Consider the following 18,811-nt stretch of genomic DNA (forward strand, 5'->3'; position numbering starts at 1 on the left):
CATTCACCTGGTGCGGCCAGTGGACGCGCATTTCGCCCCGAACCAGACACAGTGCCGGACGGTTTCGCCTTGATCAGCCTGCTCGAGGCGAGCCTGCCCATGCCAAATCTCTCCGTTGCAGAGAGATCATCATGACTTTTTCGTGAAGATGGAAATCGTCATTGTGGATCAGGCCTGATCAGCTTTCGCTATGACTCAGCCCGCCGAAGCCGCAATCGGCGGCGCGCGTCAGCGTCGCGCCGAAGATATCGAGGCGCGGCGACGCAGCCCGTTCATTCCGAGACGAATCTATTTTTCGCGCGAATCGACGGATTTCTCCGCCAGCGGATGCAGGTCGCGGACCAGGCTCTTCAGCCGCTCCTCGACCACATGAGTGTAGATCTGGGTGGTCGAGATATCGGTATGTCCGAGCAGGGTCTGCACGATGCGCAGGTCCGCGCCATTGTGCAGCAGATGGCTGGCGAACGCGTGGCGCAGCACGTGCGGGGAGACCAGTCGCGGGGCAAGGCCGGAGGCGCTCGCAAGCTCCTTCAGGTCGCGGGCGAAATGCTGCCGGGTCAAATGGCCGCTCTCTCCGGAGGACGGAAACAGCCATTTCGACGGCACCGCCTTCTTCGCCTTCGGCTGCATCACCTCCATCGCGGCGAGATAATCCGCCATCGCCTGGCGCGAGGCGTCATTCAGCGGCACCAGCCGCTCCTTGTTGCCCTTGCCGCGGACCACGATCACCCGCGCATCGCGCCGCGCCGCGGAGACCGGCAGCGATACCAGCTCGGAGACGCGCAGGCCGGTGGCGTAGAGCACTTCGAGCAGGCAATACAGCCGCAGCGCGCGCAGCCGCTGCGCCGGCGAGACATCGGTCTGGGTCAGCTCCTTGGCCCGGGTCAGCATGCGGTCGACGTCGGCGATGGACAGCACCTTGGGCAGGCCGCGGCCGCGCTTCGGCCCGGACAGGATCGCCGCCGGATCGTCGGTTCGAACCCGCTCGTTGAGCAGGAAGCGGTAGAGATGCCGCATGGCCGACAGCCGCCGCGCCACGCTGGTCGACTTGAAGCCCCTGCTATCAAGATCGGCGAGGTAGCCGCGCAGCGTCTGGGTGTCGGCACGGGTGAAATCGGCGCCGGCATGGGCGAGGTAATCGGAGAAATCGGTGAGATCGCGCCGGTAGGCGTCGAGCGTGTTGCGGCCTGCGCCCTGTTCCGCGGCAAGCATGTCGAGGAACAACGCCATCAGTTTGGCGTCGGAGGACTTGTCGGAGGACTTGGCGGATGTCCTGGCTTGGGGCTTGGCGGGAGTCTTGGCTGCTACGGGCATGCCGGAATCATACCGGCTATTTCTTGAGGAACTTATCCGGAGGGATGGTCACGGTCATTTCCCGCGGTTTCGGCTGCACGAAATTCGCCAGCGCGAAGACGATGCCGTAACCGATCCCGAAAATCACGGCGACGACCGTCAGGAAGCGGAACAGGCTGGGCATGGAGGCGACTCGGGCGGCGAATTAACCAATGAAATCATCCAACATGTTCCCCGCGCGGTTGCAAGAGTCGCTGGTAACGGTATCGCCGGGGGTAGTATAGGTGGCTCGAATCCCAGACAATTCGTCCGAATATCCGAGCTTTTTGATGTCCGACGCAGCCGTACCGGCGCCCACCCACCCGACCCTGGAGGCCGATATCACGGCCGCCCTGGGGCCGCGATCGATCGTGCTGGTCGGCATGATGGGGGCCGGCAAGTCGACCATCGGCCGGCGGCTGGCGGTGCGGCTCAAGGTGCCGTTCGCCGATGCCGACACCGAGATCGAGGCGGCGGCCCGCATGACGATCCCGGAGATCTTCGAAACCCATGGCGAGCCGTATTTCCGCGACGGCGAGGCGCGGGTCATCGCCCGCATCCTCGACAGCGGCCCGGTCGTGCTGGCGACCGGCGGCGGCGCCTTCATGCGCGAGGAGACCCGCAACCGGATCCGCGACCGTGCGATCTCGATCTGGCTCAAGGCCGACACTGATATCATCATGCGCCGGGTGCGCCGTCGCGCCGACCGTCCGCTGCTGCAGACCGCCGACCCGGAGGCGACCGTCAACCGGCTGCTCAGCGAACGCGAACCGGTCTACAAGAACGCCGACCTGACGATTGCCTCACGCGACGTGCCGCACGATCGCATCGTCGAGGAATGCCTCGCGGCCCTGCATGCGCATCTGTGCGGCGTGCGTCCGGCCGGCGAGCCGCCACCTGATGGATTGAACGCGACCTCATGACTGCGCCCTTGAAACACTCCGCCTTCGTTACGGTCGACGTCGCGCTCGGCGACCGTGCCTATGACATCATCATTGGCCGCGACGTGCTGGCCTCGCTCGGCGAACGCGTCGCGGCGCTGCGGCCCGGCGTGCGCACCGCTATTGTCACCGACCGCACCGTTGCCAAGCACTGGCTGGGGCCGACGGAGGCGTCGCTTAAGGCTGCAGGCGTGCCGACGTCGCGGATCGTCGTCGAGGAGGGCGAGGGCTCGAAGAGCTACGCTACGCTGACGCAGGTCAGCGAGGCGCTGATCGCGGCGAAGATCGAGCGCAACGATCTCGTCATCGCGCTCGGCGGCGGCGTGGTCGGCGATCTCGCCGGCTTCGCGGCCGCGATCCTGCGCCGTGGCGTCGATTTCGTGCAGGTGCCGACCTCGCTGCTGGCGCAGGTCGATTCCTCGGTCGGCGGCAAGACCGGCATCAACTCGCCGCAGGGCAAGAATTTGATCGGTGCCTTCCACCAGCCGGTGCTGGTCATCGCCGATACGTCGGTGCTCGACACGCTGTCGCCACGCCAGTTCCGCGCCGGCTACGCCGAGGTCGCGAAATACGGCATCCTCGGTGACGAGGCGTTCTTCGCCTGGCTCGAGAAGAACCACGCCGATATCTTCGCGGGCGGCGCCGGGCGCGAGCACGCGATCGCAACCTCCTGCCGCGCCAAGGCCGGTGTCGTTTCCCGCGACGAGCGCGAGACCGGCGAGCGCGCGCTGCTCAATCTCGGTCACACCTTCGGCCATGCGCTGGAAGCCGCGACCGGCTTCTCCGACCGCCTGTTCCATGGCGAGGCCGTCTCGGTCGGCATGGTGCTTGCCGCGGAATTCTCCGCGCAGCTCGGCATGATTTCATCCGACGATGCGGACCGCATCGCGCGTCATCTTTCCGCGGTAGGATTGCCGACGCGCCTGCAGGATATCGCAGGGTTCAAGCAGGAAGGCCTTGCGGATGCCGACGCATTGCTGGGGCTGATGGCGCAGGACAAGAAGGTCAAGCGCGGCAAGCTCACCTTCATCCTGCTGGAGGCGGTCGGCCGCGCCGTGATTGCCAACAATGTCGAGCCGCAGCCGGTGCGCGACTTCCTGCAAGCCAAGCTCAAGGCTTAGACCGGGATGACCCTCCTTTGGATCGTCATCCCGCTCTATCTTTTGATTTGAGCATGATTTTTTCGGAAAACTGCTACACACTTTTCCGGATCATGCTCTAGCCACGGATCATTTCAGTGGGATGGTTGACCTTCTCGATCGTGCTGCTCTGTCTCTTGATCTCCGCGTTCTTCGCGGCGAGTGAGACGGCGCTGACCGGGGCCTCGCGCGCCAGCATGCTGCGGCTGTCGAAGCAGGGCAACACTGATGCCGGTGTCGTCTCCAAGCTGTTCAACATGCGCGAGCGCATGATCGGCGCGCTGCTGCTCGGCAACAACATCGCCAATATCGGCGCCTCGGCGTTGGCAACGGGCGTGTTCACCGCCTGGTTCGGCGATGTCGGCGTGCTCTATGCCACCGCTGTGATGACTGTAATGGTCGTGGTGTTCGCCGAGGTGCTGCCCAAGACCATCGCGATCAACGCGCCCGACCGTATTTCCTTGCTGGTCGCGCGGCCGATGCGGCTGACGATCTTCGTGCTGGGGCCGCTGCTCACCATCATCGAGACCATCGTGCTGGCGCTGATGAAGCTGCTCGGCATCAAGGTAGGCGCCCATCAGGCGGTGTTGTCGCCGACCGAGCGTCTGCGTGGCGCGGTCGATCTGCTGCATCACGAGGGCAAGGTCGAGAAACAGGACCGCGACATGCTCGGCGGCTTGCTCGACCTCAGCGAGTTGCAGGTCTCCGACGTGATGGTCCACCGCACCGAGATGACCATGGTCAACGCCGACTTGCCGCCCGAGGAGCTGGTGCGCGAGGTGCTGGCCAGCGAATACACCCGCATCCCGCTGTGGCGCGAGAAGCCCGAGAACATCGTCGGCGTGCTGCACGCCAAGGATCTGCTGCGCGCGATGCGCGCCAATGAGGGCGACATGTCCGCGATCGATGCGTCCGCGATCGCGCTGCCGCCGTGGTTCGTGCCCGAGATGCGCCCGGTCTCCGAGCAGCTGAAGGCGTTCCGCCGCCGCAAGACCCACTTCGCCCTCGTGGTCGACGAGTATGGCGAGGTCGAAGGCATGGTGACGCTGGAGGACATTCTGGAGGAGATCGTCGGCGACATCTCCGACGAGCACGACGTCGTCGTCGCCGGCGTCCGTGCCCAGCCGGACGGCTCGGTCGTGGTCGATGGCTCGGTGCCGATCCGCGACCTCAACCGCGCGATGGACTGGCGCCTGCCGGACGAGGAGGCGACCACGGTCGCCGGCCTCGTGATCCACGAGGCGCGCTCGATCCCGGAGCGCGGCCAGAGCTTCACCTTCCACGGCTTCCGTTTCCGCGTGCTCCGCCGCGAGCGCAACCGCATCACCGCGCTGCGCATCACAGCCGTGCCGCGCGAGGCGGCCGAGCTCGAGAAGCCGAAGCGGGCAGGGACGGCGTTTTAGGCTGGTACAGCACACGCAAGCCTATCTCCGTCACCCCGGCGCAACGGCTTCGCCGTTGTCGCTGGAGGGGCCGCGAAGCGGCGTCTCGAAGGGTCGACGGCTACCGGCCGGGCCGTGCATCCTTCGACGCTCGCTCCGCTCGCACCTCAGAGCCTGACTGAAAAATGGGTGAGTGATCTCAGTGGGGTGTGATTCCATCGGATTTGCAAAGATTCGAGGGAGAGCACGATGCCCTGGACCAAGATCACTCGGGAGCAATATCGGCGGGACGATCTGCGTTATGCAAGCGATATGACCGATGCGGAGTGGGCGGTGATCAGACGCCTGTTGCCGCGAGCGAACCGGCGCGGCCGGCCGCGTAAGACGGAGCTGCGTCGTGTGATCGAAGCGATCCTCTATATCGTTTCGACCGGCTGCCAGTGGCGGGCGTTGCCGCAGGAGTTCCCGCCCTATTCGACGGTGCAGGGCTATTTTTATAGATGGCGGGATACAGGCCGGTGGCAGAGGATTGTCAGCGTGCTTGTCCGACGGGCGCGAAAAAAGCTTGGACGGACACCGAAGCCGACGGCAGCCGTGATCGACAGTCAAAGTGCGCCAACCACGCAAGCTGGCGGACCGCGCGGCTACGATGCAGGCAAGCGCATCTACGGCCGCAAGCGGCATATCGTGACGGATACCAATGGCCTCCTCCTTGGGGTTCATGTTCATCCGGCCAACGTTCAGGACTGCCATGGCGCCGTACCGCTGCTGAAGAACGTGCGGATGAACTTCCCCCGGCTGCGCCACGTCTTTGCCGACCGGATCTACCGCGGAAATCAACTCCTCGACGCGCTCTCAGACTGCGGTCCATGGACTATCGAGATCGTCGAGCGGCCTCACGGCGTCAAAGGCTTCCAGCTTCTGCCGAGGCGGTGGGTGGTTGAACGCACATTCGCTTGGTTCGGCAGATGCCGCCGTCTCGCCAAGGACTTCGAGGCGACGGTGGCAACCGAAGCTGCCTGGCTGCTGATTGCACACATCAGGCTCCTGACCCGCAGAATCGCGGCTGCAGCTAAGGTTGGGTGATTTATGAGTCAGACTCTCAGGATGACAGTTTGGCGATTGCCGAAGGCTACTCGATATCGATCGAGATACCCGACAGCTTCCATGCGCCGTCGGAGGGGATAAAGCCAAGCTGGTACTTCACCTGCTTGGGCGTGGTGTCGAAATGGCCCTTCAGCCGCAACACGCCCTTGTCGTCGATCTTGGCGTCCTCATCGAGCGCGATCGGCTTGCCGACCACGGCGTCGAACACCGCGTGCTTGTCGACCAGGTCCTTGAAGACGGTCTTCAGTTTGTCGGGCGGAAACTGGTCGCGAAACGGCTTTGAGATCTTGGCGTGGAACACGGTGAAATCGTTGGCGGCCACTGCATCGTTGAGCGAAACCAGGATGCTCTTGATCAGCACCTCCTGGACGAACGGGCTCGGCATGTCCAGCGCTGAGGCCGGGCGCATCGCGCAGATCAGGAGCAGGCCGGCAACGGTGACGATCGAGCGGAGACGTGGCCAGCAAGGGATCATCAATGGCCCCATATCATGCGTGGCGACCCGTAGTTTCCCTGCTCACATCCGGCGCAGGTCCATCGCCGGAGGTATCCTCCTCATAACGGAAAACCGCTGCGTCGTCATGCGGCAAGCGCGGGCTAGCGCGGCTTTTCCCCGGAGCCGTGGGCATGGATCGCCAGCGCATGCACCGAGCCGGCGAGTTCCTGCGCCAGCGCCGCATTTATCATGCGATGGCGTTCGATCCGGCTCTTCCCTTCGAAGGCCGGAGACACAATATATACCCTGAAATGCGTCTCCCCGCCTGGCCTGTGGCCGGCGTGGCCCTCATGCAGATGTGACTCGTCGACGACGTCGAGGCTTTCGGGCAAGAAAGCTTCACGCAACTTGTTTATGATAGCGTCTTTGGTGCTCATGGCGGCGGAGTTAGGTTCGCAGCGGCTTTTCGTCAATGGTGCTAGCGGGAAACGAGGTCTGCGCAATGTCAAGACTTGAAGATTTGTGCATTGCGTAGTCAAAGAGAACATGCCGATCGATTCATCAAAATTCTTCGACTCCATTCGCATCAAGCCGACCAAGGTGAGTGCGAAGCGCCAGGCGCAGGCCGGCGAGCAGGCCGTGACCTGCGAGTGGGCGGGTTGCCAGAACAAGGGTGCGCACCGGGCCCCGAAGGGCCGCGAGAATTCGCGCGAGTATTGGCACTTCTGTCTCGACCACGTCCGCGAATACAACCAGTCCTACAATTTCTTCCAGGGCATGAATCCTGACGACGTCGCGCGCTACCAGAAGGATGCGCTGACCGGTCACCGGCCGACCTGGAAGATGGGCGCCAACAACGGCAAGAAGGAGAGCGGTCTCGACGCCGCCTCCGATCCGTTCCACGTGTTCTCCGAACTCAACGGCCGCGGCCGCTGGCGGCCCGGACCCGGCGGCGCGGAGCCCAAGCCCGAGACCCGCAAGGTCATGAACGCCGAGCGCAAGGCGCTGCTGGTGATGGGGCTCGGCGCCGGCGCGACGCTGGAAGACGTCAAGGCGAAGTACAAGGCGCTGGTCAAGCAGCACCACCCCGACGCCAATGGCGGCGACCGCTCCACCGAGGATCGCCTGATCGAGATCATCAAGGCGTATAATTATCTGAAGACCGTGGTGCGCGAGGCCTGAAGGCTTGCCTCCGTCGCCCCGCGAAAGCAGGGGCCCATAACCACCGGCCGTTATTGCTTACACAAAGATGTCTGCCCCTATGTCCGATTGATGGGCCGCGGGCTATGGTCCCTGCTTTCGCATTGCTTTCGCAGGGACGACAGCAGAGTATGTGGCTCCGCTGTCGAACTTCGTTCAGCTCTCAGCTTGTAGCCCGGATGGAGCGAAGCGCAATCCGGGGCCGCTTCCATCCGCGGTCGTACCGTTCCCGGATTGCGCTTCGCTCCATCCGGGCTACAGCGTTCCGCTTGGCCTCACCCCTTCGGCACCGCCCCGACATAGGATGAGCTCGGCCGGATAAGCCGGCCGGTGCGGCGCTGCTCCAGCGCGTGCGCGGTCCAGCCGGCGGCGCGGGCCACCGCGAAGATCGGCGTGAACGCCTGCCGCGGGATTTCCAGCCCGTCGAGCAGGATCGCGGTGAAGAACTCGACATTGGTCTCCAGCGGCCGCTCCGGATTCTTCTTCCGCAGCGCCTCGCGGATATAGGCCTCGACCTCGCCGGCAAACGGCAGGTCGGCGCCATCGGCCTCGAGCTGCTCGATCGCGACCTTCAGCACGTCGGCGCGCGGATCGCGCACGCGGTAGACGCGGTGGCCGAAGCCCATCAGCCGCTCGCCATGCGCCAGCGCGCCGTCGACCCAAGGCTTGATCCGCTCGCGTGTGCCGATCGCATCCAGCATCTCCAGCACCGGCTCCGGCGCGCCGCCATGCAGCGGGCCGGTCAGCGCGCAATAGCCGCCGGTGATGGCCGCGAACAGATCGGCCTGGGTCGAGGCGATCACCCGCGTGGTGAAGGTCGACGCATTCATGCCGTGATCGCAGACCGTGACGAGATAGGCGTCGAGGGCCGTGACCTCGCGTGGCGCGGCCCTGCGGCCCAGCACCATGTGCAGCGTATCGGCGGCGTGGCTGGCATTCGGGTCGGGCGCGACCGGGGCGTGTCCCTTGGCCTGCTGCACCAGCGCACCCGCGATCACCGGGAAGGCGCCGACGATGGTCGCCTCGTGCTCCAGCCCGTTCTCGCCGCGCAGGCCGGCGATCGCGGCGCGGAAGCCGTCAACGATCGACATGCCGCGGGTTGCCGGCAGCAGGTCCGGCAGGCGGGCGAAGGCGCGTTCGCGGGCGGCCCCGAGGCTAGCGCGGACATTGGCCTCGCTCAGCGACTTGCCGGTGGCGCCGTTCCACAGCCGCGCCGTGACGGCCTCGAAGCTCGACTTGCCGGCGAGGCTCGCGACGTGCTCGCCGGCGATGATCAACTCGCCGCGCTCCCCGTCGACATGGCTCAACACGGTCTCGGCGGCGGGAACGCCGTCCAGACCGATCTGGCTCTTGGTGAGAATCATATTCATGGCCCGATCTCCTTGTTCACGCCTCGAAGGTCGGGCCTCTCGACAAGTTGATCAATCTTGATTATATAAATCAATATGAAAAAATCCGCCGAGCTTTACCTCTCTGCCCGGGAGGCCGCCGCCGAGCTCGCGATCTCGCCGGCGACCCTCTACGCCTATGTCAGCCGCGGCCTGATCCGCTCCGAGCCGTCGCCGGATTCGCGCAGCCACCGCTACCGCGCCGAGGACATCAGGGGCTTGAAGGAACGTCGCGCGCCGTCACCGGAGCCGCGCGGCCTTCGCAATTTCGATGCCGATTTGCCGGTGATGGATTCGGCGATCGCAACCATCACCGAGCAGGGCCCGATCTATCGTGGCGTTAACTGCGTCGATCTTGCCGAACGGGATACGCTGGAGCACACCGCGACGCTGCTGTGGGATGTCACCGACGTCGATCCGTTCGCCTCGGATAATTGTCCGCATGTCTCGGACGAGATGCGTGCGATCGCCGAGGCCGCGCGGCGCGCCCAGCCGATCGATCGGACCGTCGCGGTGCTGGCGCTGGCGGCGAGTGCCGATCCCGGCGCCTTCACCCGCGCGCCCGACGGCCGCGCGATGGTCGGCGGGCGCATCTTGCGGCTCTTGGTCGCGACCATGCTGAACGCTTCGCCATCGGCCGAGCCGCTGCACGAGCAGGTGGCGCGGGTCTGGACGCCCGACAACAAGCACGCACCGGATCTGATTCGCCGCGCGCTGGTGCTGCTCGCCGATCACGAATTGAATGCCTCGACCTTCACCGCGCGCTGCGCGGCGTCGACCGGGCTCAATCTGTACGACGCCGTGATCGCGGGTCTCGTTGCGCTGAAGGGGCCGATGCATGGCGGCGCCGGCGTGCTCGCCTCGCGCCTGGTCAGGACGATGATCGACAATGACGTCGCGCCGGTCGTTCGCGAGCGGGTCGCGCTCGGCGAACGTTTCGCCGGCTTCGGGCACGGCGTCTACAAGAAGGGCGATCCGCGCGCGATCTCGCTGCTCGAGGCGCTGACGCGGGCCGGCGCGCCGCGTAAATTCACCAGGGAAGTGCCGGAGCGGATCGCGGAGGCGACCGGCGAATTCGTCAACATCGACTATGCGTTGGCGGTGCTGGTGCATGCGCTGCGGATGCCGGCAGGCAGCGAGCTCGCATTGTTTGCGATGGCCCGCAGCGTCGGCTGGATCGCGCATGCCAGCGAGCAGCTTGCGCTCGGCAAGCTGATCAGGCCTCGCGCGCGTTACGTCGGCCCGGCCCCCGGGCGAGCGGGTTCGACCAATAGTATTTAGCTGTTATTCTGCCGGCTTGGATGGTTCGATCAGGCTGCCGCCGTGGCGGCGGCGAATGGTCCAGATCGCAAGCGCCAGGATCACCGCGCCGCCCGCGACCGCAAACATCCAGAGATGCTTGCCGACGTGCTGATGGTGCGGCAGCCCGGCATAGTCATGCAGCGCGGTGACCGCGAGCACGCCGGGCAGCACATGCGCCGGCGCCCAGAGCAGGACCGCGGGGATGTTGACCGCGTAGAAGCGCTGTGGCGGCATGTCGAGGGCACCGGCGGTGATCGGCACGAAGGCGCGAATCGGCGGCACGAAGCGGGCGAAGAACACCGCGAGCACCCCCCAGCGGTTGAAGAAGGCCTCGCTCTGCGCGACCACGCGCGGGTAGTTGGAGAGCGGCCAAGCGGACAGGATCTCGCGCTGGCTGCGATAGCCGATCAGATAGGCGGTGCCATCACCGAGCATCGCGCCACAGGCCGCGGCGGCGAGCACCGGCACGAGCTTCAACTCGCCGCCCGGCACCAGCGCGCTCAGCGCCAGGATGATGGTCGAACCCGGCACCAGGGAGCCGACCACCGGGACGGCTTCCAGCAGGGCGGCCAGAAACAGCGTCAGATAGGCAAGCCAGGCATGGGCCGAAACGAATGCGATCAGGGGGTCAAGGAATGAAGTCACAAAAATCCCATGCGGCGGTGATAAAACGGCTTCGAGAGCTAACAACTCCCCGCCGGGCTGAAAAGTGCCCGGCCGGGCCGGCCGCCATGGCGCTACGGCGAAAGTACGGCGGGATTTGCAGGGCAGCCTTCCAAAAATCGAGTTTCGCTCCTATCTTTATGATAGACCAATGAAACTTTGATTTGCCCGCGGGCTTCTGCCAGCCGTTGCTCTCTGCTAGGCTTGTGCATAGCACCCCATCCGCAGCCAAATGACCTACAATCTGGTTTCGGGAAAGCCCGGGACCTCGGAGGATGAATGACGACCGCCGTCCAGACCAAAGAACAAGAACCCGTCGGTTTGCCCGACATGAAGGTGTCGGTCCGGCAGGTGTTCGGGATCGATAGCGATCTGGAAGTTCCGGCCTATTCGGAAGTCGATCCGCATGTGCCGGAGACCGATCCGGACTATCGTTTCGATCGCGCCACCACGCTCGCCATCCTCGCCGGCTTCGCCAAGAACCGCCGCGTGATGGTCACCGGCTATCACGGCACCGGCAAGTCGACCCACATCGAGCAGGTTGCGGCGCGCCTCAACTGGCCCTGCGTCCGCGTCAACCTCGACAGCCACATCAGCCGTATCGATCTGGTCGGCAAGGACGCCATCGTGGTCAAGGAAGGCAAGCAGGTCACCGAATTCCGTGACGGCATCCTGCCCTGGGCGCTGCAGCACAACATCGCGCTGGTGTTCGACGAATACGACGCAGGCCGCCCGGACGTGATGTTCGTGATCCAGCGCGTGCTGGAAGTCTCCGGCCGCCTGACGCTGCTCGACCAGAACAAGGTGATCAAGCCGCATCCGGCGTTCCGCCTGTTCTCGACCGCCAACACGGTCGGCCTCGGCGACACCTCGGGCCTCTATCACGGCACCCAGCAGATCAACCAGGGCCAGATGGACCGCTGGTCGATCGTTACCACGCTGAACTACCTCGCCCATGACGAGGAGGTCGAGATCGTGCTCGCCAAGGCGCGCCACTACCGCACGCAGGAAGGCCGCGACATCGTCAACAAGATGGTGCGGCTCGCCGACCTGACCCGCAACGCGTTCGCCAATGGCGATTTGTCGACGGTGATGAGCCCGCGCACGGTGATCACCTGGGCCGAGAACTCGGACATCTTCAACGACATCGGCTTCGCGTTCCGCGTCACCTTCCTCAACAAGTGTGACGAGCTGGAGCGGCCGCTGGTCGCCGAGTTCTATCAGCGCTGCTTCAACGTCGAGCTGCCGGAATCCTCGGTCAACGTGGCGCTCAGCTAGTCCATGCCGAAAATCTCCGTCGAGCGCACAGTCACACAGACGAAGAAGGCGGTGCTCGGCGGATTGCTCCGCTACAACAGCGAGAAGATGGGGAAGCAGAAGTACAAGCGCTTCGCCATCTCGCTGCGGCAAGGCGACGAGATCGTCGGCGGCATCGTCGGCGAGGTCTGGACCGCGGTGCTGTTCATCCAGTTGTTCTGGATGGAGCAGAAGTTTCGCAACAAGGGTTTTGGCGCGAAGCTGATCAAGGCGATCGAAGACGAGGCGCGGCGCTTCGGAGCGACGCGATCCTATCTGGATACGATGAGCTTCCAGGCGCCGGGCTTCTACCGCGCCAATGGATATAAAGAGTTCGGTTCGATTGAGGGGTATCCCGGCGGCGTCACGCGCCACTGGTTTACGAAATCGCTATGACAACCTCCAACATCAAATTCCGTCCCGGATCGAAGGAAGCGCCGACCGAGCCGTTCAAGCGCTCGGTGTCGGCGTGCCTGAAGGCGATCGCCAAGAAGCCGGAGCTCGAGGTCTCGTTCGCCGCCGAGCGGCCGGGGCTCGCGCCCGGCAAGGCGCGGCTGCCGGAGCCGGCCCGCAAGATGACCAAGCGCGATGCCGCGATCGTGCGCGGCCACGCCGATTCGATCGCGCTCAAGATCGCCTGTCACGATCCCAAGGTGCATCGCAAGCTGATGCCGGGCAATCCGCAGGCGCGCGGCGTGTTCGAGGCGGTCGAGCAGGCGCGCGTCGAGGCGCTCGGCTCGCGCCGGATGGCGGGCGTCGCCAAGAACCTCACCGCGATGCTCGACGATCATTTCCACCGCGGCAAGTATGACGAGATCACCGACCGCGCCGATGCGCCGCTGTCGGACGCGCTGGCGATGCTGGTGCGCGAGCGCCTCACCGGCCTGGCGCCGCCCGCGGCCGCCAAGAAGATGGTCGATCTCTGGCGTCCGACGCTCGAGGACAAGATCGGCTCGCGGCTCGACAAGCTCAGCCGCTTTGCCGAGGACCAGGCCAGGTTCGGCGACCTCGTCCACGATCTCTTGTCGGCGCTCGATCTCGGCGACGACCGCAACATGGATTCCGACGACGACGAGGACCAGGACGAGAACCAGGACGGCGAGAACGATCAGTCCGGCGCCGAAGGCTCGCCCGATTCCGACGCCGCGCAGGAGATGAGCGCCGACCAGGCGCAGGCCACTGCGGATGAGATGAGCGAAAGCGCGATGGAGAGCGCGCAGGCCTCGACGTCGGATACGTTCGACGACGGCGAACTCGGCGATGACGAGACGCCAGGCGAGGCGACGCGGCCGAATTCGCGCGGCCAGAACGAGCCGCGCGGTCCGGAATACCACGCGTTTGCGCCGAAGTTCGACGAGGTGATCGCGGCCGAGGATCTCTGCGACCATGACGAACTGGAGCGGCTGCGCTCCTATCTCGACAAGCAGCTCGCGCATCTGCAGGGCATCGTCGCGCGGCTCGCCAACCGCCTGCAGCGCCGCCTGATGGCGCAGCAGAACCGCGCCTGGGATTTCGATCTCGAGGAGGGCATCCTCGATCCGGCGCGGCTGTCTCGCGTCGTCACCGATCCCTATCACCCGCTGTCCTTCATGCACGAGAAGGAGGCGACCTTCCGCGACACCGTGGTGACGCTGCTGCTCGACAACTCGGGTTCGATGCGCGGCCGTCCGATCACGGTTGCCGCAACCTGCGCCGACATCCTGGCGCGCACGCTGGAGCGTTGCGGCGTCAAGGTCGAGATCCTGGGCTTCACCACCCGCGCTTGGAAGGGCGGGCAGTCGCGCGAGGCGTGGCTTGCGGCCGGCAAGCCGGCCAATCCCGGCCGCCTCAACGATCTGAGGCACATTATCTACAAATCGGCCGACGCGCCATGGCGTCGGGCGCGGAAGAATCTCGGCCTGATGATGCGCGAGGGCCTGTTGAAGGAGAACATCGACGGCGAGGCGCTCGACTGGGCGCACAAGCGGCTGCTTGCGCGTCCCGAGCAGCGCCGCATCCTGATGATGATCTCCGACGGCGCGCCGGTCGACGATTCCACGCTGTCGGTCAATCCCGGCAACTATCTCGAGCGGCATCTGCGCCACATCATCGAGGAGATCGAGACCCGCTCGCCGGTCGAATTGATCGCGATCGGCATCGGTCATGACGTCACGCGCTATTATCGCCGTGCCGTCACCATCGTCGATGCCGAAGAACTCGGCGGCGCGATCACCGAGAAGCTCGCCGAGCTGTTCAGCGAGACCCACGGCTCGGCGCCCGCACCGGGCATCCGGCGCCGCCTGCACTCGTGAGACATGCGCTCACCCCCTAGCCGCCGCCATATCCTGCAAGGTGTGGCGGCAGCTCTGTCGGCCGCTGCATTGCCGCGCCTCGCGCAGGCACAGAGCGCGACCCAGCCGCCACTGACGCCGGGACCATCAGGCAGGCCGGGTCGGCATCGCGTCGATGAACCCGTCGCGATCGAAGTCAACGCACGGCCGTTGCCGTCGTTCGATATCCGCGATCGCGCGCGGGTCAAGTTCGGCGCGCTGGAATATCGCAGCGGTCTGATCCTGACCTCGTCATTCTCCGGTTTCGGCGGCCTCTCTGCGCTCAGGCTCGATAGCAAGGGCGAGCGCTTCATCGCGGTCAGCGACCAGGGGGCCTGGTTCACCGGCCGCATCGTCTATCGCGGCCCGCGACATGGCCGGGCTCGACGATGTCGAGGCCGCGCCGCTGTTAAGTGCCGACGGCAGGCCGATCACCGCGACCCGCGGCTGGTACGATTCGGAATCGCTGGCGCTCGATGGCTCATTTGCCTATGTCGGGCTCGAGCGGGTCAACCAGGTGCTGCGCTACGATTTTGCCAAGGGCTTTACCCGCTCGGGCGGCGAGGTGGTGCCGCTGCCGCCGGCGGCGAAGAAGCTGCCCATCAACAAGGGGCTGGAGGCGCTGGTCTTCGTGCCCAGGGTCATGCCCAAAGCCACCCCGGCGAGCCAGCCGCTGGCCGGCACGCTGATCGCGTTCTCGGAGCGCGGGCTTGATGCGAACGGTAATCTCATTGCCTTCCTGGTCGGCGGCAAGACGCCGGGCCAGTTCAGCGTGCGGCGCACCGAGAATTTCGACATCAGCGATGCGGTGCTGCTGCCGTCAGGCGATCTGTTGATCCTGGAGCGGAAATTCTCCTGGTTCGGCGGTGTCGGCATTCGCATCCGGCGCCTCGTGCTGTCCGACATCGCGCCCGGCGCTATGGTCGATGGTCCCGCGATCTTCAACGCCGATCTCGGCAACGAGATCGACAACATGGAAGGCATCGACGCCCACGTCACCGACGAGGGCGAGACCGTGCTGACCATGATCTCCGACGACAATTTCTCGCTGATCCAGCGCAACCTGTTGCTGCAGTTCACGCTGGTTGAGTGAGGTGCCGCGCCTCCAAGGGGCGGCGCTATCGCATTGCTGATCTGCGCCCGGGCCTATCGGGCGCGCCGGACAGTTGGTGATCGCGGCCGCGCCCTCTATCTTAGCCGGGCCCCTTACCCGATCCCGGATGTCCCCGCATGAGCGCCCTGTTTTCCCCGATCGAACTGCGCAGCCTCAAGCTCTCCAATCGCATCATGGTCTCGCCGATGTGTCAGTATTCGGCCGACGATGGCTCCGCCAATGATTGGCACTTCACCCACATCAACATGCTGGCGCTGTCGGGCGCCGCGATGTTCTGCATCGAGGCCACCCATGTCGAGGATATCGGGCGGATCACGCCGGGTTGCCTCGGCCTCTACAGCGACGCCAACGAGGCGGCGCTGAAGCCGATCCTGGCCTCGGTGCGCAAGCACTCGAAGGCCGCGGTCGCAATGCAGCTCGCCCATGCCGGCCGCAAGGCTTCGAGCCAGCGTCCCTGGGAAGGCGGGCAATTGATCCCGATCGCCGAGGGTGGCTGGCAGACGGTCGGGCCGTCGGCAGTCCCGCACAAGGAGGGCGAGGCGGCGCCGGTGGCGCTCGACGATGCCGGCCTGAAGCGCATCCGCGAGGCCTTTGTCGCGTCGGCGAAGCGCGCCGACCGCCTCGGCATCGACGCGCTCGAATTGCACGGCGCGCACGGCTATCTGCTGCACCAGTTCCTGTCGCCGATCGCCAACAAGCGGACCGACCGCTATGGCGGCTCGCTCGAGAACCGCATGCGCTTCCCGCTGGAAGTGTTCGACGCGGTGCGCGCCGTATTCCCGGATCACAAGCCGATCGGCATGCGGGTGTCGGCGACCGACTGGGTCGAGGGGGCTTGGGACCTCGCGCAGACCATCGAATTTGCAAAGGAATTGAAAAAGCGCGGCGTCGACTGGATGGACGTCTCCTCCGGCGGCGTCTCGCCGCTGCAAAAGATTCCGCTCGGGCCGGGTTACCAGGTGCCGGCGGCACAGGCGGTAAAGGAGGCGACCGGCGTCACCACGATGGCGGTCGGCCTGATCACGGAAGCCAGGCAGGCGGAAGAGATCGTCACCTCGGGGAAGGCCGACATGGTCGCGCTCGCCCGCGGCATGCTCTACGACCCGCGCTGGGGCTGGCACGCCGCCGCCGAGCTCGGCGGCGAGGTGAGCGCGCCGCCGCAATATTGGCGCTCGCAGCCTTCGACGCAGAAGGCGCTGTTCGGCAAGACCACGTTCGGGACGCGGTAGGGCCGCGACGTCGTCATTCCGGGATGGTGCGTCAGCACCAGACCCGTCTCGAGATTCCGGGTTCGATGCTGCGCATCACCCCGGAATGACGATGTGGTCCATCTAGCCATTGTTCTACCGCAGCCGGGGCGGCTACTCTCTGCGCGCGTGCGCAAGACACGCATCGAACAAAGAGAGGAAACCCATGGAACTCGGATACTTCGCGATGCCGTCGCATCCGCCGGAGTGCGGATTGAAGGAGGGCCACGACTGGGACCTGCAGGTGCTGCGCTGGCTCGATGAGCTCGGCTATCAGGAAGCCTGGATCGGCGAGCACCACACCGCGCCCTGGGAGCCGCATCCATCGCCCGATCTCTTGGTGGCGCAGGCGCTGCTGCAAACCAAGAACATCCGCATCGGACCCGGCGGCTTCCTGCTGCCGTATCATCATCCGGCCGAGCTCGCCAACCGCGTCGCGATGCTCGATCATCTCTCGAACGGTCGGCTCAATTTCGGCGTCGCGGCGTCGGGCCTGCCGAGCGACTGGGCGATGTTCAATGTCGACGGCATGTCGGGCCAGAATCGCGACATGACCCGCGAAGCGCTCGAGATCATCCTGAAGATGTGGACCGAGCCGGCGCCGTGGACCCATAAAGGTAAGTTCTGGACGGTGACCAAGCCGGACACGATGTTCGATTTCCTCAAGCCCCACATCAAGCCGCAGCAGGCGCCGCATCCGCCGATCGGCGTCGCAGGCCTGTCGAAGAACTCCGACACGCTGAAGCTCGCCGGCGAGCGCGGCTTCATTCCGATGAGCCTGAACTTGAATCCCGCCTATGTCGGCAGCCACTGGGAGTCAGTGGAAGCCGGCGCCGCCAAGACCGGCCGCAAGCCGAGCCGCAAGGACTGGCGGATGGTGCGCGAGGTGTTCGTCGCCGACACCGACGAAGAGGCGTGGAAGCTTTCGACCGGCGACATGATGGGTCGGATGATGGGCGAGTACTTCCTGCCGCTGCTCGGCCATTTTGGTTTCAAGGATTATCTGAAGGCCTCGCCCAACGTGCCGGACAGCGACGTCACGGTCGAGTATTGCGCCCGCAACAACTGGATCGTCGGCTCGCCTGCGACGGTTACCGAGAAGATCGAGAAGATCTATCGGGAGGTCGGCGGTTTCGGCGTGCTGCTGGTGTTCGGCTTCGACTACAAGCACAAGCCGGAGGCCTGGCACAACTCGCTGCGGCTGCTGAAGCAGGAAGTGCTGCCGCGGCTGAAGCATCTCGACGCCTCCGTCGGCCGCGCGGCGTAGATCTGAGCGATACGAGGCAGCGGCAACGCTGCCCCGTGCTTCAGGTTGTGGCGGACGGTCGGCATCAAGCACAGATGGAATACGTCGCACGGTTCATCGCGGTTGCTGCGGCCTGCAGCACCGCGAAGCGCCGCTTGGTCGCAGTCATTTGAGTGAAGAGCGACTATCGCGATGCTGCGAAAAGGCCTAGCCTGACAGCGGTGCAATTCATTGATGAGGCAGAGCAATGCGCAGCCGCGTCAGAAAATTTGCCCATGTCCTGGAGCGCTTCGGCCTTGCCCTGGCGGGAGCTGCGAGCGGTCTGTTCGTCGCCATCCATGTCGGCTCGAGCGTAGCGGCGCTGACTTCGCAGGCGTTCCTGCTGATCATGATGCTGGGCGGCGCGATCGGCTTCTATCTCGGCATCGATACGCCGCCAAAGCTGTTCCATCCGAAGGACGCAGCCTCGACGCGCAAGATCGACGCAGCGGAGCTGCTCAGCGCGATCGGCACCTTCCTTGCGACGATGGTTGCGTTCTTTTCGGTCGGCGTCGTCGTGCTGCGCAGCGAGCCGGATATCGGCTGGACCGCGGCCATCATGGCCGGCTGGGTGCTCGGCGTCGCGATGCAGATCGTCGCCGGCACGATCGCCCGGGCGCGCGCGTGAAGCGCGCAGGCGGCGTCAGGCTCCGCTTGTTTCGCCCCGCTT

General features: G+C 65.2%; 18 protein-coding genes and 1 pseudogene. 13 read left to right on the forward strand and 6 right to left on the reverse strand.

Annotated features, from left to right (window positions below; all coding sequences use genetic code 11):
- Positions 1-288: 288 nt before the first annotated feature.
- Positions 289-1,230, reverse strand: coding sequence for a site-specific tyrosine recombinase XerD (xerD, locus tag ACVIW0_RS01895; protein ID WP_461357219.1), 942 nt, complete (start codon positions 1,228-1,230; stop codon positions 289-291).
- Positions 1,231-1,330: 100 nt separating this feature from the next.
- The gene (locus ACVIW0_RS01900) at positions 1,331-1,477 is read right to left on the reverse strand and encodes a hypothetical protein (RefSeq protein WP_021081569.1); all 147 of its coding nucleotides are present in this window, start codon (positions 1,475-1,477) and stop codon (positions 1,331-1,333) included.
- Positions 1,478-1,622: 145 nt separating this feature from the next.
- On the opposite strand from ACVIW0_RS01900, the gene ACVIW0_RS01905 reads away from it, so the two are divergent.
- From ACVIW0_RS01905 to ACVIW0_RS01920, 4 genes are all read left to right on the forward strand, one after another.
- A complete protein-coding gene (locus ACVIW0_RS01905; protein WP_461350780.1) occupies positions 1,623-2,255 on the forward strand; it encodes a shikimate kinase in 633 nt (210 codons plus the stop codon).
- Entirely contained in the window at positions 2,252-3,394 is a 1,143-nt protein-coding gene (aroB, locus tag ACVIW0_RS01910; protein WP_461350781.1) for a 3-dehydroquinate synthase, read from the forward strand. The genes ACVIW0_RS01905 and aroB overlap by 4 nt, the downstream gene beginning before the upstream one ends.
- Positions 3,395-3,510: 116 nt before the next feature.
- A complete protein-coding gene (locus ACVIW0_RS01915) occupies positions 3,511-4,815 on the forward strand; it encodes an HlyC/CorC family transporter (RefSeq protein WP_461350782.1) in 1,305 nt (434 codons plus the stop codon).
- A 228-nt stretch (positions 4,816-5,043) separates the two neighbouring features.
- Positions 5,044-5,880 carry an IS5 family transposase gene (locus ACVIW0_RS01920; RefSeq protein ID WP_461350771.1) on the forward strand — a complete coding sequence of 279 codons (837 nt, stop codon included), beginning with the start codon at positions 5,044-5,046 and terminating at the stop codon, positions 5,878-5,880.
- Between the two features lie 46 nt (positions 5,881-5,926).
- Here the strand turns inward: ACVIW0_RS01920 and ACVIW0_RS01925 are convergent, their stop codons facing one another.
- Positions 5,927-6,376 carry a hypothetical protein gene (locus tag ACVIW0_RS01925; protein WP_461350783.1) on the reverse strand — a complete coding sequence of 150 codons (450 nt, stop codon included), beginning with the start codon at positions 6,374-6,376 and terminating at the stop codon, positions 5,927-5,929.
- Positions 6,377-6,498: 122 nt separating this feature from the next.
- Positions 6,499-6,774, reverse strand: a complete 276-nt coding sequence (locus ACVIW0_RS01930) for a BolA family protein (RefSeq protein WP_461350784.1) — start codon at positions 6,772-6,774, stop codon at positions 6,499-6,501.
- 109 nt (positions 6,775-6,883) lie between these two features.
- On the opposite strand from ACVIW0_RS01930, the gene ACVIW0_RS01935 reads away from it, so the two are divergent.
- Positions 6,884-7,519, forward strand: coding sequence for a J domain-containing protein (locus ACVIW0_RS01935; protein ID WP_461350785.1), 636 nt, complete (start codon positions 6,884-6,886; stop codon positions 7,517-7,519).
- 293 nt (positions 7,520-7,812) lie between these two features.
- Here ACVIW0_RS01935 and ACVIW0_RS01940 read toward each other — a convergent pair whose 3' ends face one another.
- On the reverse strand, positions 7,813-8,907 hold the full coding sequence (locus ACVIW0_RS01940; protein ID WP_461350786.1) for a citrate synthase/methylcitrate synthase: 1,095 nt from the start codon (positions 8,905-8,907) through the stop codon (positions 7,813-7,815).
- Between the two features lie 75 nt (positions 8,908-8,982).
- Between ACVIW0_RS01940 and ACVIW0_RS01945 the strand changes: the two genes are divergently transcribed.
- On the forward strand, positions 8,983-10,206 hold the full coding sequence (locus ACVIW0_RS01945) for a citrate synthase family protein (RefSeq protein WP_461350787.1): 1,224 nt from the start codon (positions 8,983-8,985) through the stop codon (positions 10,204-10,206).
- A gap of 3 nt (positions 10,207-10,209) precedes the next feature.
- On the opposite strand, the gene ACVIW0_RS01950 is transcribed toward ACVIW0_RS01945, so the two are convergent.
- Positions 10,210-10,872 (reverse strand): DedA family protein, encoded by a 663-nt coding sequence (locus tag ACVIW0_RS01950; protein ID WP_461350788.1) that lies wholly within the window; start codon positions 10,870-10,872, stop codon positions 10,210-10,212.
- A gap of 297 nt (positions 10,873-11,169) precedes the next feature.
- On the opposite strand from ACVIW0_RS01950, the gene cobS reads away from it, so the two are divergent.
- The 7 genes and pseudogenes from cobS to ACVIW0_RS01985 all read left to right on the forward strand — a co-directional run bounded on the left by cobS (position 11,170) and on the right by ACVIW0_RS01985 (position 18,769).
- Positions 11,170-12,168 carry a cobaltochelatase subunit CobS gene (gene cobS / locus ACVIW0_RS01955; protein WP_461350789.1) on the forward strand — a complete coding sequence of 333 codons (999 nt, stop codon included), beginning with the start codon at positions 11,170-11,172 and terminating at the stop codon, positions 12,166-12,168.
- A gap of 3 nt (positions 12,169-12,171) precedes the next feature.
- On the forward strand, positions 12,172-12,582 hold the full coding sequence (locus ACVIW0_RS01960; protein WP_461350790.1) for a GNAT family N-acetyltransferase: 411 nt from the start codon (positions 12,172-12,174) through the stop codon (positions 12,580-12,582).
- Complete coding sequence (cobT, locus tag ACVIW0_RS01965; RefSeq protein ID WP_461350791.1) at positions 12,579-14,477, forward strand: cobaltochelatase subunit CobT; 1,899 nt, start codon at positions 12,579-12,581, stop codon at positions 14,475-14,477. The genes ACVIW0_RS01960 and cobT overlap by 4 nt, the downstream gene beginning before the upstream one ends.
- A gap of 3 nt (positions 14,478-14,480) precedes the next feature.
- A pseudogene (locus tag ACVIW0_RS01970) lies at positions 14,481-15,588 on the forward strand (esterase-like activity of phytase family protein).
- 137 nt (positions 15,589-15,725) lie between these two features.
- Complete coding sequence (locus ACVIW0_RS01975) at positions 15,726-16,838, forward strand: NADH:flavin oxidoreductase/NADH oxidase (RefSeq protein WP_461350792.1); 1,113 nt, start codon at positions 15,726-15,728, stop codon at positions 16,836-16,838.
- Positions 16,839-17,022: 184 nt separating this feature from the next.
- Positions 17,023-18,123 (forward strand): LLM class flavin-dependent oxidoreductase, encoded by a 1,101-nt coding sequence (locus ACVIW0_RS01980; protein WP_461350793.1) that lies wholly within the window; start codon positions 17,023-17,025, stop codon positions 18,121-18,123.
- 226 nt (positions 18,124-18,349) lie between these two features.
- Complete coding sequence (locus ACVIW0_RS01985; protein ID WP_461350794.1) at positions 18,350-18,769, forward strand: hypothetical protein; 420 nt, start codon at positions 18,350-18,352, stop codon at positions 18,767-18,769.
- Positions 18,770-18,811 lie beyond the last annotated feature (42 nt).

The organism is Bradyrhizobium sp. USDA 4454, assembly GCF_054822705.1.

Bases quoted from the DNA above. Each gene is read 5' to 3' on its own strand.
- ACVIW0_RS01925 (WP_461350783.1), bottom strand. From the start codon at position 6,376: ATGATCCCTTGCTGGCCACGTCTCCGCTCGATCGTCACCGTTGCCGGC.
- cobS (WP_461350789.1), top strand. From the start codon at position 11,170: ATGACGACCGCCGTCCAGACCAAAGAACAAGAACCCGTCGGTTTGCCC.
- aroB (WP_461350781.1), top strand. From the start codon at position 2,252: ATGACTGCGCCCTTGAAACACTCCGCCTTCGTTACGGTCGACGTCGCG.
- ACVIW0_RS01940 (WP_461350786.1), bottom strand. From the start codon at position 8,907: ATGAATATGATTCTCACCAAGAGCCAGATCGGTCTGGACGGCGTTCCC.
- ACVIW0_RS01980 (WP_461350793.1), top strand. From the start codon at position 17,023: ATGGAACTCGGATACTTCGCGATGCCGTCGCATCCGCCGGAGTGCGGA.
- ACVIW0_RS01945 (WP_461350787.1), top strand. From the start codon at position 8,983: ATGAAAAAATCCGCCGAGCTTTACCTCTCTGCCCGGGAGGCCGCCGCC.
- ACVIW0_RS01900 (WP_021081569.1), bottom strand. From the start codon at position 1,477: ATGCCCAGCCTGTTCCGCTTCCTGACGGTCGTCGCCGTGATTTTCGGG.
- xerD (WP_461357219.1), bottom strand. From the start codon at position 1,230: ATGGCGTTGTTCCTCGACATGCTTGCCGCGGAACAGGGCGCAGGCCGC.
- ACVIW0_RS01905 (WP_461350780.1), top strand. From the start codon at position 1,623: ATGTCCGACGCAGCCGTACCGGCGCCCACCCACCCGACCCTGGAGGCC.
- ACVIW0_RS01920 (WP_461350771.1), top strand. From the start codon at position 5,044: ATGCCCTGGACCAAGATCACTCGGGAGCAATATCGGCGGGACGATCTG.
- ACVIW0_RS01985 (WP_461350794.1), top strand. From the start codon at position 18,350: ATGCGCAGCCGCGTCAGAAAATTTGCCCATGTCCTGGAGCGCTTCGGC.
- ACVIW0_RS01975 (WP_461350792.1), top strand. From the start codon at position 15,726: ATGAGCGCCCTGTTTTCCCCGATCGAACTGCGCAGCCTCAAGCTCTCC.
- cobT (WP_461350791.1), top strand. From the start codon at position 12,579: ATGACAACCTCCAACATCAAATTCCGTCCCGGATCGAAGGAAGCGCCG.
- ACVIW0_RS01960 (WP_461350790.1), top strand. From the start codon at position 12,172: ATGCCGAAAATCTCCGTCGAGCGCACAGTCACACAGACGAAGAAGGCG.
- ACVIW0_RS01930 (WP_461350784.1), bottom strand. From the start codon at position 6,774: ATGAGCACCAAAGACGCTATCATAAACAAGTTGCGTGAAGCTTTCTTG.
- ACVIW0_RS01935 (WP_461350785.1), top strand. From the start codon at position 6,884: ATGCCGATCGATTCATCAAAATTCTTCGACTCCATTCGCATCAAGCCG.